An 18,468-nucleotide genomic window follows, 5' to 3' on the forward strand; every position below is an offset into this window, starting at 1 on the left:
TCGCCCGCGTGACGCGCTTGATCATGGCGTCGCAGCGGGCGACATCCCCGTCACGCTCGGCCACCAGCAGATCGACGGAGGGACCGTCGACGCCGTGCTGGCGGGCCAGCGCCAAGGCCCCTTCGGACTCGCCGCAGACGTACAACGTGTCCACCGCGATGGGAATGTCTTCGCGCCGTTGCAGCAGCTCCTCCAGGGGCCGCCCGCCCCACTCGCGCGCCGTCTCGAGGTCTCCGGCGAGTGCGAACAGTCCCGCCGTCTGTGTTCGCGAGCGACCGTCGCCGGTGCCGTAGTGCTCCTCCACGCGCCAGATCGCGTCGGTCGCGGCCTCTTGGAACACCCGGGATGCCTCGGCCGTCTCGTCCAGCCAGCGCAGCCCGCGGGCGAGCATCGCGAGTTTTCGCCACGTGGGGCGTTCAGCGGCGCCCGCGCGTGCCTCGGCGACCGCGGCGGTCAGCTCCTCCGTCGTCAGCGTCCACGCCATATCCGCAACCTAGATCGCGTCGCGCGCCCCGTCATGCCGTTGCGAGGACCGGCGAAACTCCAGTGGCCACCGCGTCCTCCCGACCGCTGCTTTTGCGTGACGAGCTAGTGCCGAGGAGCGACGCGATGCTTGACGGCTGGCAAGTCGTCGAAGGCATGCGAGTCAGTGGTGACCACGACGCGGGCGGTCGCGCGAGCGGTCGCGGCGATCTGGAGGTCGTGTGCTCCACGCGGACGCCCCGAACGGCGTGCGTGGGCGAGCAGGACGGCGTGTTGTCGGGCGATCTCGAGGTCGAAGCTGATGACGTCGAAGGTGGTCAGAATCGCCTCGACCGTTGCGAGACGCGCTGCCTTGCGCTGTTCGTCGGCGAGTTCGACGCCCACGAGCAACTCCGAAGCGGTGATCGCGGCAATCGCGATGTCCGCGTCGTCGGGCAGCACCGATGCGGGGATCGGCGGGCCGCGCTCGATCGCGATCAGCACACCTGTGTCGACGATCAGTCGTTCCACGGGTCCGCGGCGGCGGCGTCTCCCGCGAAGCGACGCAACTCGTCCAGCTCGTCTGCCCATTGATCGTCGGGCGGGTGCTCTGCGAGGATGCGCCGCAAGTCCGCCCCGGTTCCGCGACGGGCCGGTGCGATCGTCGCTACGGCACGTCCGCGGCGAACGACGGTGAAGGTTTCGCCCCGGTGCTCGACAGCGTCCAGGAGATCCGCGAAGCGTTTCGATGCCTCGGTGGCGCTGATCTCACTCACGTATCCGATTATCCGATTCGAGCTCGCGAAGTCAAGGCTCGACGCTCCGACCACTGACCCTTTGCGCGAGAAGCGCAGCGCGGCCTGCGGTGCTGCTCGTGGACGGGAAGCGCATGTCATTGACGCTCGTCGACCACGGCGGCTGCAAGGTCCCGACGCTGCGCGTGGCTCACGTGTCTTGGAGGCGGAAGCTGCGCTTGAAGGATCGGCCCGTCCAACGCAGCGTGCCGATCCGCAGCTGCGACGGACAGCAGTTCGCGTCGCCCGAGCCGTACTTGGGCTCGGTCGTCACGAGGCGCGTGCCGTTGGCTTCGAGCCGGAACGTGGTGTCGCTGAGGCGGCGGAAGACGATCCGCCACTGCGAGCCGCGCCGGCGCAGGACCACCCACGGGGCCGGCGAAGAAACCGTGCAGCACTGGTAGAGCAGCGCGCGGTCGGTCACGCCGTCGCCGTTGAAGTCACCGCAGAGCGAGGTGGAGGGGCGGCGGTAGATGCTGCTCGGCTGGGTGCCGGAGAAGACGCGCCGTAGGCCCCGGTCGGTGTTCAGGGCCCGCTGCAGGCCCGCCTTCAGCGCTGCGGCGTGGCCGGCCGAGCGCGAGCACGTCTCCCACGGCGAGGCGGCGACCGCGGTCTCGGGAGCGGCGGCGCAGAGGGCGAGGCCGATGACGGCGACCGCGGACCGGCGAGGGTGTGCGCGCATGCGCGTGCACTACCCGCTCGCCGCCGATCACACCGTGGAACGGGCGGCCGCGACGAGCCGCTCGAGCGCCGCCGCGTGCCGCTGGAACGCCTCGCGGCCCGCGCTCGTCAGGCGGACGCGCGTGCGGCGCGTGCCGGCCTCCCGGTCCTTGCGCACCTCGACGTAGCCGGCGCCGGCGAGCGCGGAGAGGTGCTTGGACAGCGCCGAGTCGCTGGTCTCGAGGCTGTCGCGCAGAAAAGCGAACTCGACCCACTCGGCCGGCGCCAACAGCGCGACGATCGACAGCCGCGCCGGGACGTGCAGGAACTCGTCGAAGTCGGGGTCCATCAGCGGTCCTGACGGCGCACGGCCGACGCGAACGCCGACCGGGTCAGCCGCGCGAGCCCGACGCTCAGCAATGCGACCGCGGCGGCGGCGAACGTGTTCGGTGCCGGCAGCTCGAGCGCCTCCGCGAGGGCGGGCAGGCCGGCGATGGCAGCGATGAGGGCGACCGACGCGCCGCAAAGCAGCGCCAGTTCGGCTGCGCTGCCGCGGCGCCGGACGGCGGCGCCGCGGGTGTGGACGATCGCCATGCCGACGAGCACCACGGCGGCGCCGAGGCTGACGATCGTGTCCCACGGGTCCGGCAGGTCGCGGGCGGCGACGACGACGAACAGCCCGACGGCCGCCGCGAGCACGGAGCGCCAGGCGAAGCCGTGGCGGACGTACTCGGCACGCGTGCGGGCCTGCATGCGCCGGATGTCGTCGAGGGACGTCTGGGGGTCGTACTGGGTGGCCATGGAATGCCTCCTGGTCCGTGTACTTGCCTGAGAGGAAAGTAGCACGACTTTCCTCAGAGGCAAGTAGGTCCGGCGGCTACCCGTACCGACGACTGTTCATCGGCTCTGTACCGTCCGGCGCGGTGAATGTATGAGAGCCGCCACGGAACAGACCACGTCGCGCCGCCCGGACTGAGTCCGGCCCTCGCGCGACGCCCCGTTTCTGTTCTGCGTTCACCGTTCGGAGGTACCCCCAATGTCGCGCGATCAGCGCAACCGCGGCCGTCGGCGCCTACCCGCCACGTTCCGCTGCCGTAACTGCGGCCTCGACGTCGGCACCTCGGCGCCGGGCACCGCGCACCGCAACCACTGCCCCAGCTGCCTGTGGAGCCTGCACGTCGACGACGACGTGCCGGGCGACCGGGACGCCGACTGCGCCGCCGCGATGGAACCCGTCGGCGTCAGCGCCCGCCGCAACGGCGAATGGGCACTCGTGCACCGCTGCCGTGGTTGCCGGACGGTTCACCTGAACCGCATCGCGGGCGACGACAACGCGCTCGCGCTGATGCAGCTGGCGGTGCGCCCGCTCGCCTCAGCGCCGTTTCCGCTGGAACGGCTCAACCAGCTCTGACCGCCCCCGGGCCGGCGTCACCGACGCCGGCCCAGCGCCGGCTCTCACCTGAGCGCCCGGTGGGGCGGGACATCCGCCCGCGATGGCCGCCGGTGCGGCGGCGTCTTTGAAGCACGACACCCAATCACGACGGCGCGCCATGGCGCGCCGAAGGAGAACTCAAGTGCTTCACAGCAACCATCGCAGGATCCTGCTCGGCCTCGGCGCCATCGCGGCGTTCGCATTGCCGGCCGTCCCGGCCCAGGCGCAGGTATCGGCCTCGGTCTCGTCCGGGGCGAACGTGCGCTGGGTCGGCGGCGACGCCGACAACAACGTGCGCTTCACGCTCAGCGGCAGCTCGATCATCGTCGACGACGTCGTGCCGCTGGCCATCGGCACCGGCTGCGCGCCGGTCGCCGGCGACCCGACCAAGGCCAATTGCGTCGCGCCCAAGGCCGGCAACGACTTCAAGGACGTCGTCGCGCTCGCGGGCCTCGGCAACGACCGCGTCGTCAACTCGTCCGGCGTGCCGATGCAGGGCAATGGCGGTCCGGGCAACGACACCCTGATCGGCGACCTCAAGGCCAAGGACATGCTCACCGGCTCGTCCGGCAACGACGAGCTGCACGGCCTCGGCGGCTTCAACGAGCTCGACGGCGGCACCGGCGACGACCAGTTGCTCGGCGGCGTCAGTCCGGACAAGATGAAGGGCGGGTTCGGCAACGACCAGCTCGACGGCGGCGGCAGCGACGACGTGCTCGACGGCGGCTTCGGCAGCGACGTCATTGACGGTGGTGCGGCCGGGATCAGCGTCAACGAGCGCCATGACCGGGTGCTCTACGGCGACCGCTCCGCGCGCGTCGTGGTCGACCTGACGCGGTTCGACGCGACCCAGGGCGAGGTCGGCGAAGCCGACACCATCCGCGAGATCGAGGACGTGGTCACCGGCAACGGTGGCGACAGCATCCTCGGCAACGAGTTCGCCAACAGCATCGACGCGGGTGCGGGCAACGACAGCGTCCACGGCCGCGATGGCCGTGACCAGATCGTCGGCGGCCTGGGCAGCGACTTCCTGCTGCCGTCCTCGCCGCCGAACCTGGTCATCCCGTTCGGTGCGGTGCCGGACGGCGACGTCGACGTCGTCGACTGCGGCGCCATCGGCCCGAACCCCGCCGATCCGGGCGACGTCGGGTTCCGCGTGCTCAGCGACGGCGACCTGATCCACGACTGCGCGACGGTGTTCAACCAGTAACGCCTACGCGCCACTTTCGGGCCGCCTGTCGATCCTCGGCAGGCGGCTCCGATTCCCTCGCATGTCAAAGGTCATCGCACAGCTCTCGATCTCCCTCGACGGCTTCTACGCCGGCCCGCGCGACGACGAGCCGAACTGGTTCAAGAGCACGGAGGCCGCGGGCTTCTTCCGCGTCACCCGCTGGGTCACCGAGGCCATGGCGTGGCGCGACCGCCAGCACCTGGCCGGCGGCGAGCAGGACGTGCACTCCGAGATCGTCGCGGAGTCCTTCGAGCGGCCCGGCGCGTACGTGATGGGCCGCCGCATGTTCGACGGCGGCGAGCGCCCGTGGGGCGAGGAGCCGCCGTTCCGCAACCCCGTGTTCGTGGTCACCCACCGCGAGCGCGAGCGGCTCGAGCGCCTCGGCGGCACGAGCTTTGAGTTCGTCACCGACGGCCTCGAGTCCGCGATCGAGCAGGCCCGCGCGGCGGCGGGCGGGAAGGAGGTCGCGATCGCCGGCGGCGGCACGATCATCAAGCAGGCGCTCGAGCTCGGCCTGCTGGACGAGATCGAGCTGCACATCGTGCCCGTGATCCTCGGCGCCGGCCAGCGCCTGCTCGACGTCGACCTCGACGTCCGAGAAGGCCTCGAGCTCGTCCCCGAGCGCACCGTCGCCACGCCCGAGGTCACCCACATCCGCTACCGCGTCGAGGGGCGCAAGCCGCTCGTCCTCGACGACCGCGGCGGCAAGTACCCGGGTCTGGGCGAGGAGACGGCCTAACGCAGCGCGGCGGCGCGGGCGGCGAGGTGGGCGCGTTCGGCGTCCTGCGTCGCCGCCGCGGCGGCCCGCTCGAAGGCGTCCGCGGCGCCGGAGCGGTCGCCGGCGCGGGCGAGGAAGTGGCCGCGGACGGCGTCCAGCCGGTGATCCAGCCGCGGGTCGCCGGCGAGCGCGTCGAGGGCGGTGAGCCCAGCCGCGGGGCCGTGCACCTCGCCGACCGCGACCGCGCGGTTGAGCGCGGTGACCGGGTTCGGGTGAACCGCGAGCAAGAGGTCATAGAGCGCGAGGATCTGCGGCCAGTCCGTGCCGGCCGCGTCCGGCGCCTCGGCGTGGACGGCGACGATCGCGGCCTGCAGCGCGTACGGTCCCGGCGGCCGTTGCGCGGTCACCGCGAACTCGGTCAACGCCACGCCCTCGGCGATCAACGCCGCGTCCCACAACGACCGGTCCTGCGCTTCCAGAGGGACCAATGACCCGTCCGGCGCGGTCCGCGCCGACCGGCGTGCATCGTGCAGCAGCATCAGCGCGAGCAGGCCCGCGACCTCGGCGTCGACCGGGCGCATGCGGCGCAGCTCACGCGCCAGCCGGATCGCCTCCGCGGCCAGGTCATCACGGCGCAACTCGGCGCCCGACGATGCCATGTGGCCTTCGTTGAAGATCAGGTACAGCACCTGCGCGACCTCCGCGATCGGCGGGTCCGGCGGGAGCCCGAACTCGACGCCCCGCAGCCGCGCCTTCGCCCGCACGATCCGCTGGGCGATCGTCGCCGGCGTGGTGAGCAGCGCGCGGGCGATCTCCTCCGTCGTCAAGCCGCCGAACGCGCGCAGCGTCAGCGGGATCTGCGCGGACGGGGCCAACGACGGGTGGCAGCAGAGCAGCAGGAGCGCGAGCGTGTCGTCCTCGTCCGCGGCCTCCTCCGCCACGACCGCCTCGCGCACGACCCGCTCCTCCCGCGCCGCCCGCGAGGCGTCCGCGCGCAGCCCGTCCACCAGCCGCCGCGACGCGACCGTCAGCAGCCACCCGAACGGGTGCTCGGGCACGTCTTCCCACTGCAGGTACGCCTCCAGCAGCGCCTCCTGGACCGCGTCCTCGCAGCGGGCGAAGTCACCGTGCCGGCGGATCAGCGTCGCGAGCACCCGCGGCGCGTGCTCGCGAAGCGCCGCGTTCAGTGCATCAGGCGCCACAGCTCGAGCGCGCCGGTGCTCCGGGTCACGCCCGGGTACTCGCGGGCGATCTCGAGCGCCCGCTCGTAGCTCTCGACATCGATCACGAAGTAGGAGCCGACGTGCTCCTTGACCTCGAGGTACGGGCCGTCGGACACGACGGGCGGGCCGTCGGTGCGGCGCACGTTGACGGGCGGCCCGAGCAGCCCGTTCGCCGTGACCAGCTCACCCGACTCGGTGAGCCGCCGGTTGAACTCGTCGACCGCGGCGATCACCTCCCGCCGGTCCGGGTCGCTGTTCCAGAGCTGTTCGTCGCCGTAGATCAAGGCCAGGTAGCGCACCGCCAGAACCCTACGCGAGCGCCGCGCCCAGCTCCTCGATCTCGTCCACGCAGCGGATGCCGAGCGCCTCCAGCGCGGGCCGCGCGTCGACCGGCAGCGGCCCGCCGTCGTCCTCGTTCAACACACCGCCGAAGATCACCGTCACGTCGGGCTCCAGCGCGCGCACCAGCTGCTCACCGAGCGTCAGCGCCCCGCCGTTGTAGGTCGCCACGATCACGGTGTCCGCGTCCTCGTCGGCAGCCGCGCGGGCGAGCTGCTCGGGCGTGATCGAGCTCGGCAGGACGATCACCTGCGCTCCCGCCTGGGGCAGCTCCCGCGCCAGCGCGTCGCGCACGACGTCGTGCACCTCCAGCGCCGCGAGCACGATCCGGCGCCCGTCCAGCCGCGGCAGCGAGCGTCGCGCCCGCTCGGCCACCGTCGCGACCACGCCCTGCTTCCACGTCTCCAGCCCGAGCAGCTCGCGCGGGGCGGGAACGCGGATCGCGCGCTCGAGCTCGACGGCTCCGACCCGGCGCAGCGCGAGCAGCAGCACGACCGGGTCGTCGACCTGCAGACCCTGGCCGGAGAACCACGCGAGCACGCCGTCCCGGAACGCCCGCGCGTACACGACCGCCTCCACCGCGCGCCGCTCCACCCACGCCCAGTCCAGCAGCGGCCCGCCGTGGCGCACCTCCGGCTCCAGGTCGCGCGCGAGCAGCTGCACCTCGAGGATCTCGTCCGCGCTGGGGATGCGCTCGGCCTCGGTGAGTGGCACCGGATTGATGGCGTGCCCGGTGGGCCGGCGCAGCTGGGTGGCGATGTCGATCATCACCGAGGTCGTCAGCGCCTCCAGGTTGCGTCCGCGGTCGCGCCCGTAGGAGACGGTGTCGCCGTAGATCATCGAGCCGAGCGAGTCGCCGTCGCGCAGGTGGTCGAGCGCGAGGCCGACGATCGCGCGGTGCGCCGGGTTCGGCACGAGCCCCCCGTAGCAGTGGGCGAGCCGCGCGCCGAGCAGGTTCTCGACCACGTGCAGCTCCAGCGCCGCCCAGCCGAGATAGCCGCCGTAGTGGCTGAACTGCATCGCGGGTCCGTCGTCCAGGTAGGAGTGCACGAGCCCGCCGCGCAACGCGCGGATGGCCTGCACCGTGGTCTGGGTGAGCGCGACGTCGTCGTAGCCGCCCGGCGGCTCGAACGCGAAGTGCTGACCGAGGTTGCCGATCGTGGTGATCCCGACCGCGAGCGCGGCCTGGGTGTTCTCGAGCCCGGCCGGCGTGCCGATCATGAAGTCGCCGAGGTGCGGCTGCGCGGGCGCGGCGGCGACGCGCGCCCAGTCGTCGGCGTCCAGCACCGGCCCGGTCTCCTTGGCGGCGCCGGAGCGCTCCGCCGCCGGCAGGCTCATCGCCCGCGACAGGCACAACCCGAAGCGGTCCAGGCGGTGCTCGCCGAGCCCGTCGACGATCTCGTCCAGCGCCTCCTCGGTCGCTTCCCACGAGCTGAGCCCGATGTGGGCGTGCCACATCAGCTCACCCGCGTCGCGGCGGTCGCGCTTGTACTCGGTCTCGGTCTCGACGCCGTGCCGAGCGCTGAACGCGGTTCTCACACCGGGACTTGTACCCGCTCCTCGTCGCGCGGTGCCCCGTCGGTCTTGGCGAGCGAGGACGGCCACCAGAACTTGGGGCCGATCAGCAGCGTCGCCGCGGGCACGAGCACGGAGCGCACGAGGAACGTGTCCAGCAGCACGCCGAACGCGACCACGAACCCGATCTCGGTCAGGAAGACGAGCGGCAGCGAGCCGAGCACGGCGAACGTGCCCGCGAGCACGATGCCGGCACTCGTGATCACGCCGCCGGTGACCGCGAGCGCGCGCAGCATCCCCTTGCGCGTGCCGTGCTCCCACGTCTCCTCCCGCGCCCGGGCGGCGAGGAAGATGTTGTAGTCCACGCCGAGCGCGACCAGGAACACGAACCCGAACAGCGGCAGCGACGGGTCTGAGCCGACGAACCCGAAGACGACGTCGAACACGAAGTAGGAGACGCCGAGCGCGGCCGCGTAGGACAGGATCACCGTCCCGATCAGCACGAGCGGGCCGACCACCGCGCGCAGCAGCACCATCAGGATCACGAACACGACGAGCAGCACGATCGGCGGGATCACGAGGCTGTCCCAGGCAGCGGCCTCGCGCACGTCGAACTCGACGGCGGTGGCGCCGCCGACGAGCGCTGCGTCGCCGACCGCCGCGCGGATCGGTTCGATCAGCTCGAACGCCTCGGTCGAGTACGGCGGCGGCTCGAGCGTGGCCTGGATCATCGTGCGACCGCTGTCGTCGCTCGCGACCGGCGGGCTGACCGTCTGCACGCCCGGCACGTCCGCGACCGCCGCGGACACGCGCTCCACGTCGGCGGCGTCCGCGACGATGATGTCCGTCGGCGCGCCCGACCCGGCCGGGAAGCTCTTGGCCAGCAGCTCCTGGCCCTCGATCGACTCGACCTTGGTGCGGTAGCTGTCGTTGGTCGTCAGGTCGGTGGAGAAGAACAGCAGGCCGAGGCACATCACGCCGAGCACGGCGATCGCGCCCAGGAACGTGCGCCGCGGGTTGACCGCGACGCGGTCGCCGACGCGCTTCCAGAAGCCGTGCGTCTCGTCCACGAGGTGCTCGTGCCGGACACGCCGCAGTTCGTACGGGGTGAAGACGCGGCTGTCGAGCCACGAGACGAGCGAAGGCGTCCCGAAGATGCGCCGGATCAGCGTGAGGACCAGCGAAAGCGGCAACAGCAGCGCGACGAGCAGGCACGCGCCCGCGGCCTTGCCGAACGCGGCGACGCTCGACCCGGACAGTTCCTCGCCCGCCGGCCGCGTGTCGGGCGTGTGCGGGACGAAGGGCCAGAACGCGCGCCGCCCGAAGATCAGCAGCAGCGCCGGCAGCAGCGTCAGCATCGACAACGCGGCGCAGAACACGCCGAGCGCGCCCAGTGGACCGAGCCCGCTCGTCCCGTTCACGCGCGCGATCGACAGGCAGAACAGCGCCGCGATCACCGTCGCCGCGCTCGCGAACACCGCCGGGCCGGCCGAGATCAGCGCCGCGCGCATGGCGGCGTACTTGTCGACGCGGTGGTGCATCTCCTCGCGGTAGCGCGCGACGATCAGCAGCGCGTAGTCCGTGCCCGCGCCGAGCACGAGGATCGACATGATCGCGCTTGACTGGCCGTTGATCGTCACGCCGGCCTCGGCCAGCGCGTAGCCGAGCGTCTGCGAGAGGAACTCCGCGAACAGCACCGCCGCGAGCGGGATGAAGAGGAACACCGGCGACCGGTAGATCAGGATCAGCAGCACGATCACCAGCAGCGTCGCCGCGAACAGCAGCGTGCCGTTGATGTTCTCGAAGACGCTGATCGCGTCGGCCGCGTAGCCCGCGCCGCCCGTGATCTTGACCTCGAGCCCGCCGCCCGGGTCCGACACCGTCTCGCGCCAGAAGTCGACCGGGTCCAGGATCGTGCTCGACTCGCCGTCACCGCGCAGGTAGGCGAACACGAGTGCGGCCTTGCCGTCCATCGAGCACACCGGGCCGACGAACGGCGCGTAGCCGGACGGCTGGCCGGGAATCGGCGTCACCGGGGTGCCGCACCCCTCGGCGGGCGGCGGCGCGTCCGGCGGCGGCTCGCCCTGCTGCCCGCCCGCGGCGGCGGTCGCGCCGTCGGCGACCACGCCCGGGAAGCGCTGAGCGGTCAGCGCCTCGACGTCGGTGACGATCTTCTGCCTGTCGGCGGCGGTGAGCCCGCTCTCGCGCCGGTAGAGGATGATCGCCGGCGCGAGCTCGCCGCCCTGCAGCTCCTCCGCCGCGGTCAGCGCCTTGGTCGACTCCGCGTCCCCGGGCAGGAACGAGGTCGACTCGTTCTCCTGCGCGGCCGTGTACTTCTCCGGGATGCCGAGGCCCACCGACGTCCCGATCACGACGAGCCACAGGACGAACACCAACCACGCGGCCCGGGATGTGGCGACGGCGGCGAAGCGCTGGCTCACGCCCCGATCATCGAGGCGTGAGCGGTGCGTGTCAACTCATCGGAACTCGTCGAGCAGGCGCGCGTACGGGAACGGGGCGAGACCGGAAAGCGGTGCGCTCACGTGCAGCTTGTGGGACGCGTCGGCGGCCGAGAGCAGGCCCGCGCGGGTCATGGTGCGGGCGATCATGGCGGCTGCGATCGGCGTGGAGAACGACGTGCCGTCCCATTCCGCCCAGCCCTCGAACGTGATCGACGGGTCGCTCTTGCTCGGCGTGGGGCCGGTCGCGACCTTCGTCGTCTCGCGCGCGAAGGTGGACTGCAGGCCGGCGCCGCGGGCGACGAGGTCCACCCAGTCGCCGTAGTTGCTGAAGGAAGCGGGCGCGAAGACGCCCTCTCGGTCCTCGATCGCGCCGACGGACACGACCGGGCCGAACGCGGCGGGCCAGAACGGGCGCTTGTCTGCGTGGTTGCCGGCGGCCGCGACGACGACGCGGTGCTTGTTCTGCCACGCCTGCATCGCGGTCGCGATCGCCATCGGCGGCTGGTTGCCCTCGGTGTAGCCGCCGAGCGAGAGGTTGACGATGTTGACGTCGGCGGGCAGCTGGCTCATGGCGGTGGCGACGGTGAGGTCGTCGCCGACGCCGTGGGAGTCGAGCACCTTGACGGCGTAGATCGAAGCGGCCGGCGCGACCTGGCGGATCAGGCCGGCGATGAACGTGCCGTGGCCGGACTCGTTGTCGCCGTAGCCGTCGCCCTCGACGTCCCAGACGTCGTCGGAGAGGGGCGCGCGCTGAACGCTGCGCAGCCACTCGTGCTCGAACATGCCGGTGTCCAGGACGGCGATCTTCGCGCCCTTGCCGTCGCCCGGCAGCGCGCCGCGACTGGGCAGCTCCTTCGGCAGGCTCGCGAGCTCGACCGACGAGCCCGGGCCGCCCTGGATGCGCGGCTCGCCCATGAAGTTGATCGCGTCGGTGGAGGTGATCGACTCGCCGACGAAGACGTGGTTGGGCGCCACCCGCGCCGGGCCCTGCGGCCGGTAGGCCGTGGCCGTGCGGACCTTGGCGATCGTGTCGAGGACCTCGCGCGCCGCCGTCTCGGGCTTCTCCGGCGCCTTCTGGAACAGCGTGATCCCGTACGCGCGCGTGTCGGTGCGCTTCCAGCCGCTGCCGGTCAGCACGCGCCCGACGTCGATCGCGTCACCGGGCGCGACGAGGATCTGGCCCGGCCGCAGCAGGAACGAGTTGTTGTCGTCGGCGTTGACGGCGACCTGCTGCGGGTTCCAGTTCGCGGGCAGGCTCGCCGCGAAGGCGTTGGCGGCCAGCGCGGCGCAGGCCGCGGCGAGGATGACGACCCAACCCACGAGGGCACTGACGCGATAGAGGTTCACGCCGCGCAGCCAAACCGATCCGGTTTGGCTGTTCCTTGGGGTTAGCTTGCGGCGACGTCGGCTTCGACGAGGCGGGCCCACTCGGCCTTGTCCTCGCGCCAGCCCTCCTCGGTGCGCTTGAGCTTCCAGTAGCCGGAGATCGACATCGCCGCGGGATCGAGGCCGCGGTCGGCGACGAGGTGCCGGCGCAGGTTGCGGACGCTGCTGGCCTCGCCGTGCACGAAGACGTGGCCGCGGCCGTCGGGAAGGTCGAGCGCGGCGACCGTCTGCGCGAGCAGCTCCGGCTCCTCACCGGGCGGCGCGGAGCGGTGCACGTAGGCGAGGCGCAGGTCGCCCGGCGTGTCCAGCGGCTGCTCCTCCTGCGGCCCGTCGACCTCGATCACGACGTGGACGGGCGTGCCGGGCGCGATGCGCGGGAGTGAAGCGGAGATCGCGGGGATCACGCTCGCGTCGCCGGCGAGCAGGTGCCAGTCGGCGGCGGGATCGGGCGTATACGCGCCGCCGGGGCCGAGCAGGTCGAGCTCGTCGCCGGGCCGGGCGCGCCGGGCCCAAGGGCCGGCGACGCCGACGTCGCCGTGGACCACGAAGTCGATCGTGAGCTGCTGGTGCTTGGCGTCCCACTCGCGGACGGTGTATGTGCGCGTGCGGGTGCGCTCCGGGGCCTGCGGGTCGGGGAGCAGGAGCTTGACGTAGTGGTCGGTGAACTCGCCGGGCGCGAAGCCGTCGAAGGCCGGGCCGCCGAGCACGACGCGCACCATGTGGGGAGTCACGTGCTCCGTGGAGACCACGGAGACGCGCCGGGGAACGCGGGGAGGCATGCCATCGAGGGTACGGTGGACAGGTGAGCGAATGGTCGGCCTTGGAGCTCGTGGGCAGCACCGTCGGGCGCGTGCGGCGGACGCTCGCCCTCGACACGGCCGAGGGCGACCCGGCGCTAGACCGGCTGGCGCGGCTCGCGTCACGCCTGCTGGGGGCGCCGGTCGCGCTCGTGTCGCTCGTGGACGTGGACGAGCAGATCTTCCCGGGGCGGACCGGGGTGGAGCTGCGCTCGACGCCGCTGTCGCACTCGTTCTGCAAGATTGTCGTGGCCGAGCGCTCGGTGGTGACGACCGCGGACGCGCGGGAGGATCCGCGGTTCTCCTCGAACCTGGCGATCCGCGACCTGGGCGTGATCGCGTACGCGGGCTGGCCGCTGCTGACGGCGGCGGGGGAGGCGCTGGGGGCGCTGTGCGCGATGGACACGCAGCCGCGTCAGTGGTCGGCGCAGGACGTCGCGACACTGCACGACCTCGCGGACGCGGCGGTCGCCGAGCTGGAGGGCCGCGCGGCGCGGATCCTGGCCGAGCAGGCGCTCGCGCGTGAGGCACACACCGCGGCGACGCTTCAGCTCGCACTGCTCCCGGACGCGCTGCCCGAGGTGCCGGGCGTACACATCGCGGCCCGCTACGCGCCCGCCGAGAACCTGATCGGCGGGGACTGGTACGACGCGTTCCGGCTGCCCGGAGACCGGGTGGGCGTGGCGATCGGGGACGTCGTCGGGCACGGCATCGAAGCCGCCGCGACGGCCGTGCAACTGCGCAACGCGCTGCGCGGCGCGGCGCTCGAGGACCCGTCTCCCGGGTCGGTGATGGGGCGGCTGAACGACCTCGCGCACGAGGTGCCGCTGGCGGCGTTCAGCTCGGCGGCCTACGGCGTGCTGGACCTGGCCGCCGCGACGTGGACGTGGGCGCGCGCCGGCCACCTGGCGATGCTGATGCGGTCCGCGGCGGAGACCGCGTTCGAAGTCGGGCCGGAGGGCATCCTGCTCGCCGGCGATCCGGTCGGCACCGTGTACGCGACCGCCACGCACGTGGTCGGGCCGGGGACCACGCTCGTGCACTACACGGACGGGCTCGTCGAGCGGCGCGACGCCTGGGCCGAGGAGCGCACGGAGCAGCTGCGGTGGCTGGTCGAGCACGGCCCGGACGATCCGGATCCCCTGTGCCAGTCCCTGATCGAGCGCATGGTGCAGCCGGGCGCGACCGACGACGTCGCCGTCGTCGCCGTCACATTGACGGCTCGACCATGACCTGCTCGCGCCGCTCGGCGCTCGCGCCGGTCGGGAGCAGGACGCCGAGCAGCGAGCTGAGCTCGATGTCGCGCTCGTTGGGCAGCGCGACCTTCAGGTCGGTGCGGACGAGGTACTGGTTGCGCCGGCCTTCGCGGCGGCGATGGACGTAGCCCGCCGCGATCAGGTCGGACACGATGCGCTGCGCGGCGCGCTCGGTGATGTCGATGCGCGTGGCGATGTCGCGCATCCGGATCTGCGGGTCCTCCGCGATGCACAGCAGCGCGAGGCCGTGGTTGGTCAAGAAGCCGAAGGGCGCGATGCCCAAGAGGGTAGCGAAGCGCCCGCAAATTCATGAAATGCGATACGCGACCGAAATGTCGTGTATGGTGTGGGGCGTGACGGTCATCCCACACCCCGGGTTCGACGCTCGGACGCGCCAGGACGGGGTCGGCACGACCCTTGCGCTGTCCGGGGAGCTGGACTGCGCGACGGCCGAGCTGGCCTACGCCGAGGTCAAGCTCGCGGCGGCCGTCGCTCACGAGCTGACGATCGACCCGCGCGGCCTCACGTTCATGGACGCGGCCGGGCTGCACGTGCTGCTCTACGCCCGCGAGCAGTTCGCGCGGCTGTCGATCGTGCGCGGCAACGCGCACGTGGAGCGGCTGATCGAGCTCGCCGGGCTCAGCGCGCGCTTCATGTTCGTCAGCGCGCGATAAGGATGCTCTGAGGCAACTCCCAGCCGGTGCTCAGGGTGGGCGCCGATGCTCGGAGCATGTCCAAGAAGAAACTCATCGCCGGCGTCGCCACCGTGGCCGTGCTCGCCGGGGGGTCGGCCGCTGTGGCCGCGACCACGACCGAGCGCAAGGCGGAAGAGCAGGCGTTCCTCGCCGACGCGGCGAAGCGCCTCGGCGTCTCGTCCGAGCAGCTGACGTCCGCGTTGACCGCCGCGCAGGATGCGCGGCTGGCCGCCGCGGTGAAGGCGGGCACGCTGACCCAGGAGCAGGCCGACGCGATCAAGGCGCGCCGCGCCGCCGACGGCACGCTGCTGGGGATCGGCCGTGGCGGACCCGGCGGGCATCGCGGCGGCGGTGGCCCCGCGCTGTTCGCGGATGCGGCCAAGGCGCTCGGCATCACCGAGGACGCGCTCGAGACCCAGCTGCGTGACGGCAAGACGCTGGCGCAGATCGCGCAGGCCGAAGGCAAGACGCTCGCCGACGTGACGGCGGCGGTCAAGCAGGCCGCGGTCGCGCGCCTGGACGCCGACCTGAAGGCCAAGCGCATCACCCAGGCCCAGCACGACGAGGCCGTCGACCGCCTCGACGAGCACATCGAGCGCCTCGGCGACGGCAAGTTCCGCGGCGACCGCGGCGCCGGCCCGCGCAGCGACGTCACCCCGACCCCGACCCCCTAGACCTCGCCCACCCCGGCGCGAGCCGCTGAACCTAAAGAGGGACTGTCCCTCTTTAGGTTCGGCTCCCCAGGTTGTTCTCAGGGAACTCCAGGCTCGCTCTTACGGGGACGGAGGACCCTGAACGCCATGGACAGCACCCTTTCCGCGCCGGCCGAGCGGCGCCGCGCGAACCGCCGCGTGGGTGCGGCGGCGCTCGCCGCGTTCCTCGCGCTGATGCTGCTGGCCGCCGTGCGCGGCCCGGCCGAAGCCGCTCCCACCACCACGGACCCGAGCTTCCCGGGCCGGACACAGCCGGACGACGACGGGTTGCGCCCGCGCCGCGACGGCGGCGGGGGCCGCGGCTTCGGCGGCCCGGGCGGCGGTGGCGGGTTCGACGGCGGTGGCGGCCGGACCGCTCCGGCCCCGAGCGCCCCGAGCACCGGCGGAGGCGCCACGACATGACCGACCTCTTCCAGTACGCGTCGAGCGCGGCGCTGCCCGTCGCGATCGTCCTGTTCGTCCTGGCCGCCAGCGCCCGCGGCGTCTTCTGGGCGCAGATCGACGACCGTCGCTGGGTGAAGGTCGCCCGCCGGTACCTCGCGCCGCTGAGCACCTGGGCGGTGCTCGGCTTCATCACCTACGCCCTCACGCTGACCGCGGCGGGCGAGGCCGCCGCGGCGCCGCTGGCGATCGCGCTCGTGTTCGGCGTGGCCGCCGCGGTGCTCCGCCTCGAGGACGAGGACGCGCCGGCGACGGCCGGGGGCGAAGAGGCACCGGCGCGCGGCGAGTCCGCGCCGCGAGCCGTCGCGCCCGCCGCGTCCGCGCAGCGGCGCGACTCGTCGCCCGCCTCAGCGGCGGCGGTCTCCCACCCGCGCGACTCGTCGCCCGCGCCAGTCCCGCGTCCCTTCGACGGGCCCGGCGAGGCGCCGGCGCCCGGCGGGCTCTGGGCGCGGCGACCCGCGGACTAGCGGCCGCGCTTGCGGCGTACATCGCGCGGTCGGCGCGGTCGAGGGCGGCGCGCACGTCGTCGCCGGCCTCGGCCAGGGTGGCGCCGACGCTCGCCGCCAGCGGGCGGCGCTCACCGCCGTACTCGGCGGGGTCGGGCCAGCGCGGCCTCGATGCGCTCGACGACGAGCTTGAGCACCTCGTTGCCGGCGTCGTGGCCGAGCGTGTCATTGATGGTCTTTGAAGCCGTCGAGGTCGATGACGATGACGAGCACCTCGCAGCCGCGGCGCATGCGCCGGGCGAACGCGTGGGCGAGGCGGTCGTCGAGCATCGTGCGGTTGAGCACGCCGGTGAGGGGGTCGTGCGAGGCGGCGTGGCCGAGCTCGGAGGCGGCCTGACGCAGCTCGAGCAGCGTCGCGACCTGCTCGGCGAGGTCGTCCAGGCGCGCGATGCCGTCCTTCGAGAGCTCGCGCGACGTCGTGTCCCACGTGCACAGCGAGCCGATCACGCTGCCGTCCGCGGCCCGCACCGGGGTGGAGGCGTAGAAGCGCACGGGCTCGTCGCCGCCCACGAACGACGAGTAGGAGAAGCGGCTCTCCTGGGTGGCGTCCTGGCACACGATGCGCTGCTCGCCGTCGACGACGAGCCTGCACATCGAGTCCTCGCGCGGTGCTCGCCGAGCGGCGCGTCGGTCGCGGCCACACGGTGCTGAGAGACGTCGTCGATCAGAGCACGGCGGCGGCGCCACCGCCGGAGATGAAGCTCGCGACGCGGGTGAGCGCGGTGAGCGCGGATCACCGGCGCGGTCGAGCGCGGCCAGGCGCTGGATGGCCTGGACGCGGCGGGTGGCGGCGTTGGACACGACCAACAGCTTGACGCTTCACCAGCCCAGAGCGTGCAGCGCCGCCGCCGTGCCGCCCGCGGCCAGCGCCACCAGCAGCAGCGGCACCTTGCGCCAGACGAGCACGGCGGCCACGAGCAGCGCGGGCGCGCGCCCGTCGACCACCAGATGCTCGCCGTCTCCGAACACCTGCACGGCGATCAGCCCCGCGATCACCGGCACCACGAGCACCTCGAGCCGTTCGCTCAGCGCCGCGTCCGGCGCGCGGCTCGCGGCCACCGCCCCGACGGCCTTGAGCGCGTACGCCGCCGCGCACAGCGCCAGCACCGCCGTCCAGCTCACGCCCGCCTCCGCAGCATCAGCGGCAGCGCCGCCACCACCGCCGCGATCACGGGCACGCCCGCCGGCGCCGCCGGCACCAACAGCAACGCGATGCCCGCGCCCGCCAGCGCGCACGCGAGCACCTCGCGCGAGCGCACCTGCGGCACCAGCAGCGCGAGGAACACCGCGGGGAAGATCGCGTGGAGCCCGTAGCTCTCGGGCGCGCCGAGCACGCCGCCGGCCAGCGCGCCCGCGAGCGTCCCGGCGTTCCAGCACGCGAAGATCGTCAGCGCCGTCAACACGAAGCCCCGCCGCCGCTGCGCCGGATCGCGCTGCGCGTGCGCCATCGCGGTCGACTCGTCGATCACGAGGTGCGCGTCGAGCGCGCGCCGCCAGCCGGCGCGGCGCAGCACGCTCCCCAGCGACAGCGCGTAGATGCCGTTGCGCGCGGCCAGCAACACGGCCGGGGGCAGCGCGGCGGCCGCGCTCCCGCCCGCGCCCATCACCGATACGAACATGAACTGCGACGCGCCCGTGAAGCACACGAGCGACATCACGCACGTCTGCAGCACGCTGAAGCCCGCCGCCACCGACAGCACGCCGAACGACACCGCGTAGACGCCCGTCGCCAGGCCGATCGAAACCGAGTCACGCAACAACCGATCCACAGGCAACATTCTCGCGCGCGGAGCTGGTGCAGGATGGCAAATCAGCTCCACCAAGACACGCGGTATGGC

Annotated in this window: 24 protein-coding genes; 8 read left to right on the plus strand and 16 right to left on the minus strand. The window is 72.8% G+C overall.

Translation table 11 applies throughout. The annotated features are described in order from the left end of the window. The 6 genes from OJ962_RS28920 to OJ962_RS28945 form a co-directional block, all read right to left on the minus strand. On the minus strand, nucleotides 1-484 hold a 484-nt coding region (locus OJ962_RS28920; RefSeq protein ID WP_270006779.1), incomplete at its 3' end, for a hypothetical protein. A gap of 104 nt (nucleotides 485-588) precedes the next feature. Then, nucleotides 589-1,053, minus strand: coding sequence for a PIN domain-containing protein (locus OJ962_RS28925; RefSeq protein WP_407697550.1), 465 nt, complete (start codon nucleotides 1,051-1,053; stop codon nucleotides 589-591). Beyond that, the gene (locus tag OJ962_RS28930; RefSeq protein ID WP_202953507.1) at nucleotides 981-1,238 is read right to left on the minus strand and encodes a type II toxin-antitoxin system Phd/YefM family antitoxin; all 258 of its coding nucleotides are present in this window, start codon (nucleotides 1,236-1,238) and stop codon (nucleotides 981-983) included. The genes OJ962_RS28925 and OJ962_RS28930 overlap by 73 nt, the downstream gene beginning before the upstream one ends. Nucleotides 1,239-1,407: 169 nt before the next feature. Next, nucleotides 1,408-1,938, minus strand: a complete 531-nt coding sequence (locus OJ962_RS28935) for a hypothetical protein (protein ID WP_202953508.1) — start codon at nucleotides 1,936-1,938, stop codon at nucleotides 1,408-1,410. 27 nt (nucleotides 1,939-1,965) lie between these two features. Further along, on the minus strand, nucleotides 1,966-2,265 hold the full coding sequence (locus OJ962_RS28940) for a winged helix-turn-helix domain-containing protein (RefSeq protein WP_202953509.1): 300 nt from the start codon (nucleotides 2,263-2,265) through the stop codon (nucleotides 1,966-1,968). Continuing rightward, nucleotides 2,265-2,717, minus strand: coding sequence for a hypothetical protein (locus OJ962_RS28945; protein WP_202953510.1), 453 nt, complete (start codon nucleotides 2,715-2,717; stop codon nucleotides 2,265-2,267). Before OJ962_RS28945 ends, OJ962_RS28940 begins: the two co-directional genes overlap by 1 nt. A 235-nt stretch (nucleotides 2,718-2,952) precedes the next feature. Here OJ962_RS28945 and OJ962_RS28950 point away from each other — a divergent pair, with 235 nt between their 5' ends. The 3 genes from OJ962_RS28950 (at nucleotide 2,953) to OJ962_RS28960 (ending at nucleotide 5,318) form a co-directional block, all read left to right on the plus strand. Continuing rightward, nucleotides 2,953-3,327 carry an RNHCP domain-containing protein gene (locus OJ962_RS28950; protein WP_202953511.1) on the plus strand — a complete coding sequence of 125 codons (375 nt, stop codon included), beginning with the start codon at nucleotides 2,953-2,955 and terminating at the stop codon, nucleotides 3,325-3,327. A 163-nt stretch (nucleotides 3,328-3,490) separates the two neighbouring features. Continuing rightward, nucleotides 3,491-4,558 (plus strand): calcium-binding protein, encoded by a 1,068-nt coding sequence (locus OJ962_RS28955; protein ID WP_270006781.1) that lies wholly within the window; start codon nucleotides 3,491-3,493, stop codon nucleotides 4,556-4,558. 61 nt (nucleotides 4,559-4,619) lie between these two features. After that, nucleotides 4,620-5,318, plus strand: a complete 699-nt coding sequence (locus tag OJ962_RS28960; RefSeq protein WP_202953513.1) for a dihydrofolate reductase family protein — start codon at nucleotides 4,620-4,622, stop codon at nucleotides 5,316-5,318. Here the strand turns inward: OJ962_RS28960 and OJ962_RS28965 are convergent. From OJ962_RS28965 to OJ962_RS28990, 6 genes are read right to left on the minus strand one after another with little or no spacing between them, the layout of a single operon-like run. Then, nucleotides 5,315-6,499, minus strand: coding sequence for an RNA polymerase sigma factor (locus OJ962_RS28965; RefSeq protein ID WP_202953514.1), 1,185 nt, complete (start codon nucleotides 6,497-6,499; stop codon nucleotides 5,315-5,317). The two genes, OJ962_RS28960 and OJ962_RS28965, sit on opposite strands and share 4 nt — an antisense overlap. Next, a complete protein-coding gene (locus OJ962_RS28970) occupies nucleotides 6,481-6,819 on the minus strand; it encodes a YciI family protein (RefSeq protein ID WP_202953515.1) in 339 nt (112 codons plus the stop codon). The genes OJ962_RS28965 and OJ962_RS28970 overlap by 19 nt, the downstream gene beginning before the upstream one ends. 10 nt (nucleotides 6,820-6,829) lie before the next feature. Then, nucleotides 6,830-8,398 carry a hypothetical protein gene (locus OJ962_RS28975; RefSeq protein WP_202953516.1) on the minus strand — a complete coding sequence of 523 codons (1,569 nt, stop codon included), beginning with the start codon at nucleotides 8,396-8,398 and terminating at the stop codon, nucleotides 6,830-6,832. Further along, a complete protein-coding gene (locus OJ962_RS28980) occupies nucleotides 8,395-10,815 on the minus strand; it encodes an MMPL family transporter (RefSeq protein WP_202953517.1) in 2,421 nt (806 codons plus the stop codon). The genes OJ962_RS28975 and OJ962_RS28980 overlap by 4 nt, the downstream gene beginning before the upstream one ends. 36 nt (nucleotides 10,816-10,851) lie before the next feature. Then, complete coding sequence (locus OJ962_RS28985; RefSeq protein ID WP_202953518.1) at nucleotides 10,852-12,183, minus strand: S8 family peptidase; 1,332 nt, start codon at nucleotides 12,181-12,183, stop codon at nucleotides 10,852-10,854. Between the two features lie 41 nt (nucleotides 12,184-12,224). Beyond that, entirely contained in the window at nucleotides 12,225-13,001 is a 777-nt protein-coding gene (locus tag OJ962_RS28990) for a siderophore-interacting protein (RefSeq protein WP_202953519.1), read from the minus strand. A 23-nt stretch (nucleotides 13,002-13,024) separates the two neighbouring features. On the opposite strand from OJ962_RS28990, the gene OJ962_RS28995 reads away from it, so the two are divergent. After that, nucleotides 13,025-14,251, plus strand: a complete 1,227-nt coding sequence (locus tag OJ962_RS28995; protein WP_202953520.1) for a PP2C family protein-serine/threonine phosphatase — start codon at nucleotides 13,025-13,027, stop codon at nucleotides 14,249-14,251. On the opposite strand, the gene OJ962_RS29000 is transcribed toward OJ962_RS28995, so the two are convergent. Continuing rightward, a complete protein-coding gene (locus tag OJ962_RS29000; protein WP_202953521.1) occupies nucleotides 14,229-14,558 on the minus strand; it encodes a MarR family winged helix-turn-helix transcriptional regulator in 330 nt (109 codons plus the stop codon). The genes OJ962_RS28995 and OJ962_RS29000 overlap by 23 nt on opposite strands. A gap of 70 nt (nucleotides 14,559-14,628) precedes the next feature. Between OJ962_RS29000 and OJ962_RS29005 the strand changes: the two genes are divergently transcribed. The 4 genes from OJ962_RS29005 (at nucleotide 14,629) to OJ962_RS29020 (ending at nucleotide 16,591) form a co-directional block, all read left to right on the plus strand. Continuing rightward, a complete protein-coding gene (locus OJ962_RS29005; protein ID WP_202953522.1) occupies nucleotides 14,629-14,949 on the plus strand; it encodes an STAS domain-containing protein in 321 nt (106 codons plus the stop codon). 56 nt (nucleotides 14,950-15,005) lie between these two features. Next, nucleotides 15,006-15,644, plus strand: a complete 639-nt coding sequence (locus OJ962_RS29010; protein ID WP_202953523.1) for a hypothetical protein — start codon at nucleotides 15,006-15,008, stop codon at nucleotides 15,642-15,644. Between the two features lie 126 nt (nucleotides 15,645-15,770). Then, nucleotides 15,771-16,085, plus strand: coding sequence for a hypothetical protein (locus tag OJ962_RS29015; RefSeq protein WP_202953524.1), 315 nt, complete (start codon nucleotides 15,771-15,773; stop codon nucleotides 16,083-16,085). Then, the gene (locus OJ962_RS29020) at nucleotides 16,082-16,591 is read left to right on the plus strand and encodes a hypothetical protein (protein WP_202953525.1); all 510 of its coding nucleotides are present in this window, start codon (nucleotides 16,082-16,084) and stop codon (nucleotides 16,589-16,591) included. The genes OJ962_RS29015 and OJ962_RS29020 overlap by 4 nt, the downstream gene beginning before the upstream one ends. A gap of 204 nt (nucleotides 16,592-16,795) precedes the next feature. On the opposite strand, the gene OJ962_RS29025 is transcribed toward OJ962_RS29020, so the two are convergent. The 3 genes from OJ962_RS29025 to OJ962_RS29035 all read right to left on the minus strand — a co-directional run bounded on the left by OJ962_RS29025 (nucleotide 16,796) and on the right by OJ962_RS29035 (nucleotide 18,387). Beyond that, nucleotides 16,796-17,224: a sensor domain-containing diguanylate cyclase gene (locus OJ962_RS29025; RefSeq protein ID WP_270006782.1), complete on the minus strand. Its 429-nt coding sequence runs from the start codon at nucleotides 17,222-17,224 to the stop codon at nucleotides 16,796-16,798. Between the two features lie 225 nt (nucleotides 17,225-17,449). Next, the gene (locus tag OJ962_RS29030; RefSeq protein WP_202953527.1) at nucleotides 17,450-17,752 is read right to left on the minus strand and encodes a hypothetical protein; all 303 of its coding nucleotides are present in this window, start codon (nucleotides 17,750-17,752) and stop codon (nucleotides 17,450-17,452) included. Continuing rightward, entirely contained in the window at nucleotides 17,749-18,387 is a 639-nt protein-coding gene (locus OJ962_RS29035; protein WP_270006783.1) for an AzlC family ABC transporter permease, read from the minus strand. The genes OJ962_RS29030 and OJ962_RS29035 overlap by 4 nt, the downstream gene beginning before the upstream one ends. Nucleotides 18,388-18,468: the final 81 nt, after the last annotated feature.

It is taken from the genome of Solirubrobacter deserti, from assembly GCF_027587175.1.
Lineage (GTDB): Bacteria > Actinomycetota > Thermoleophilia > Solirubrobacterales > Solirubrobacteraceae > Solirubrobacter > Solirubrobacter deserti.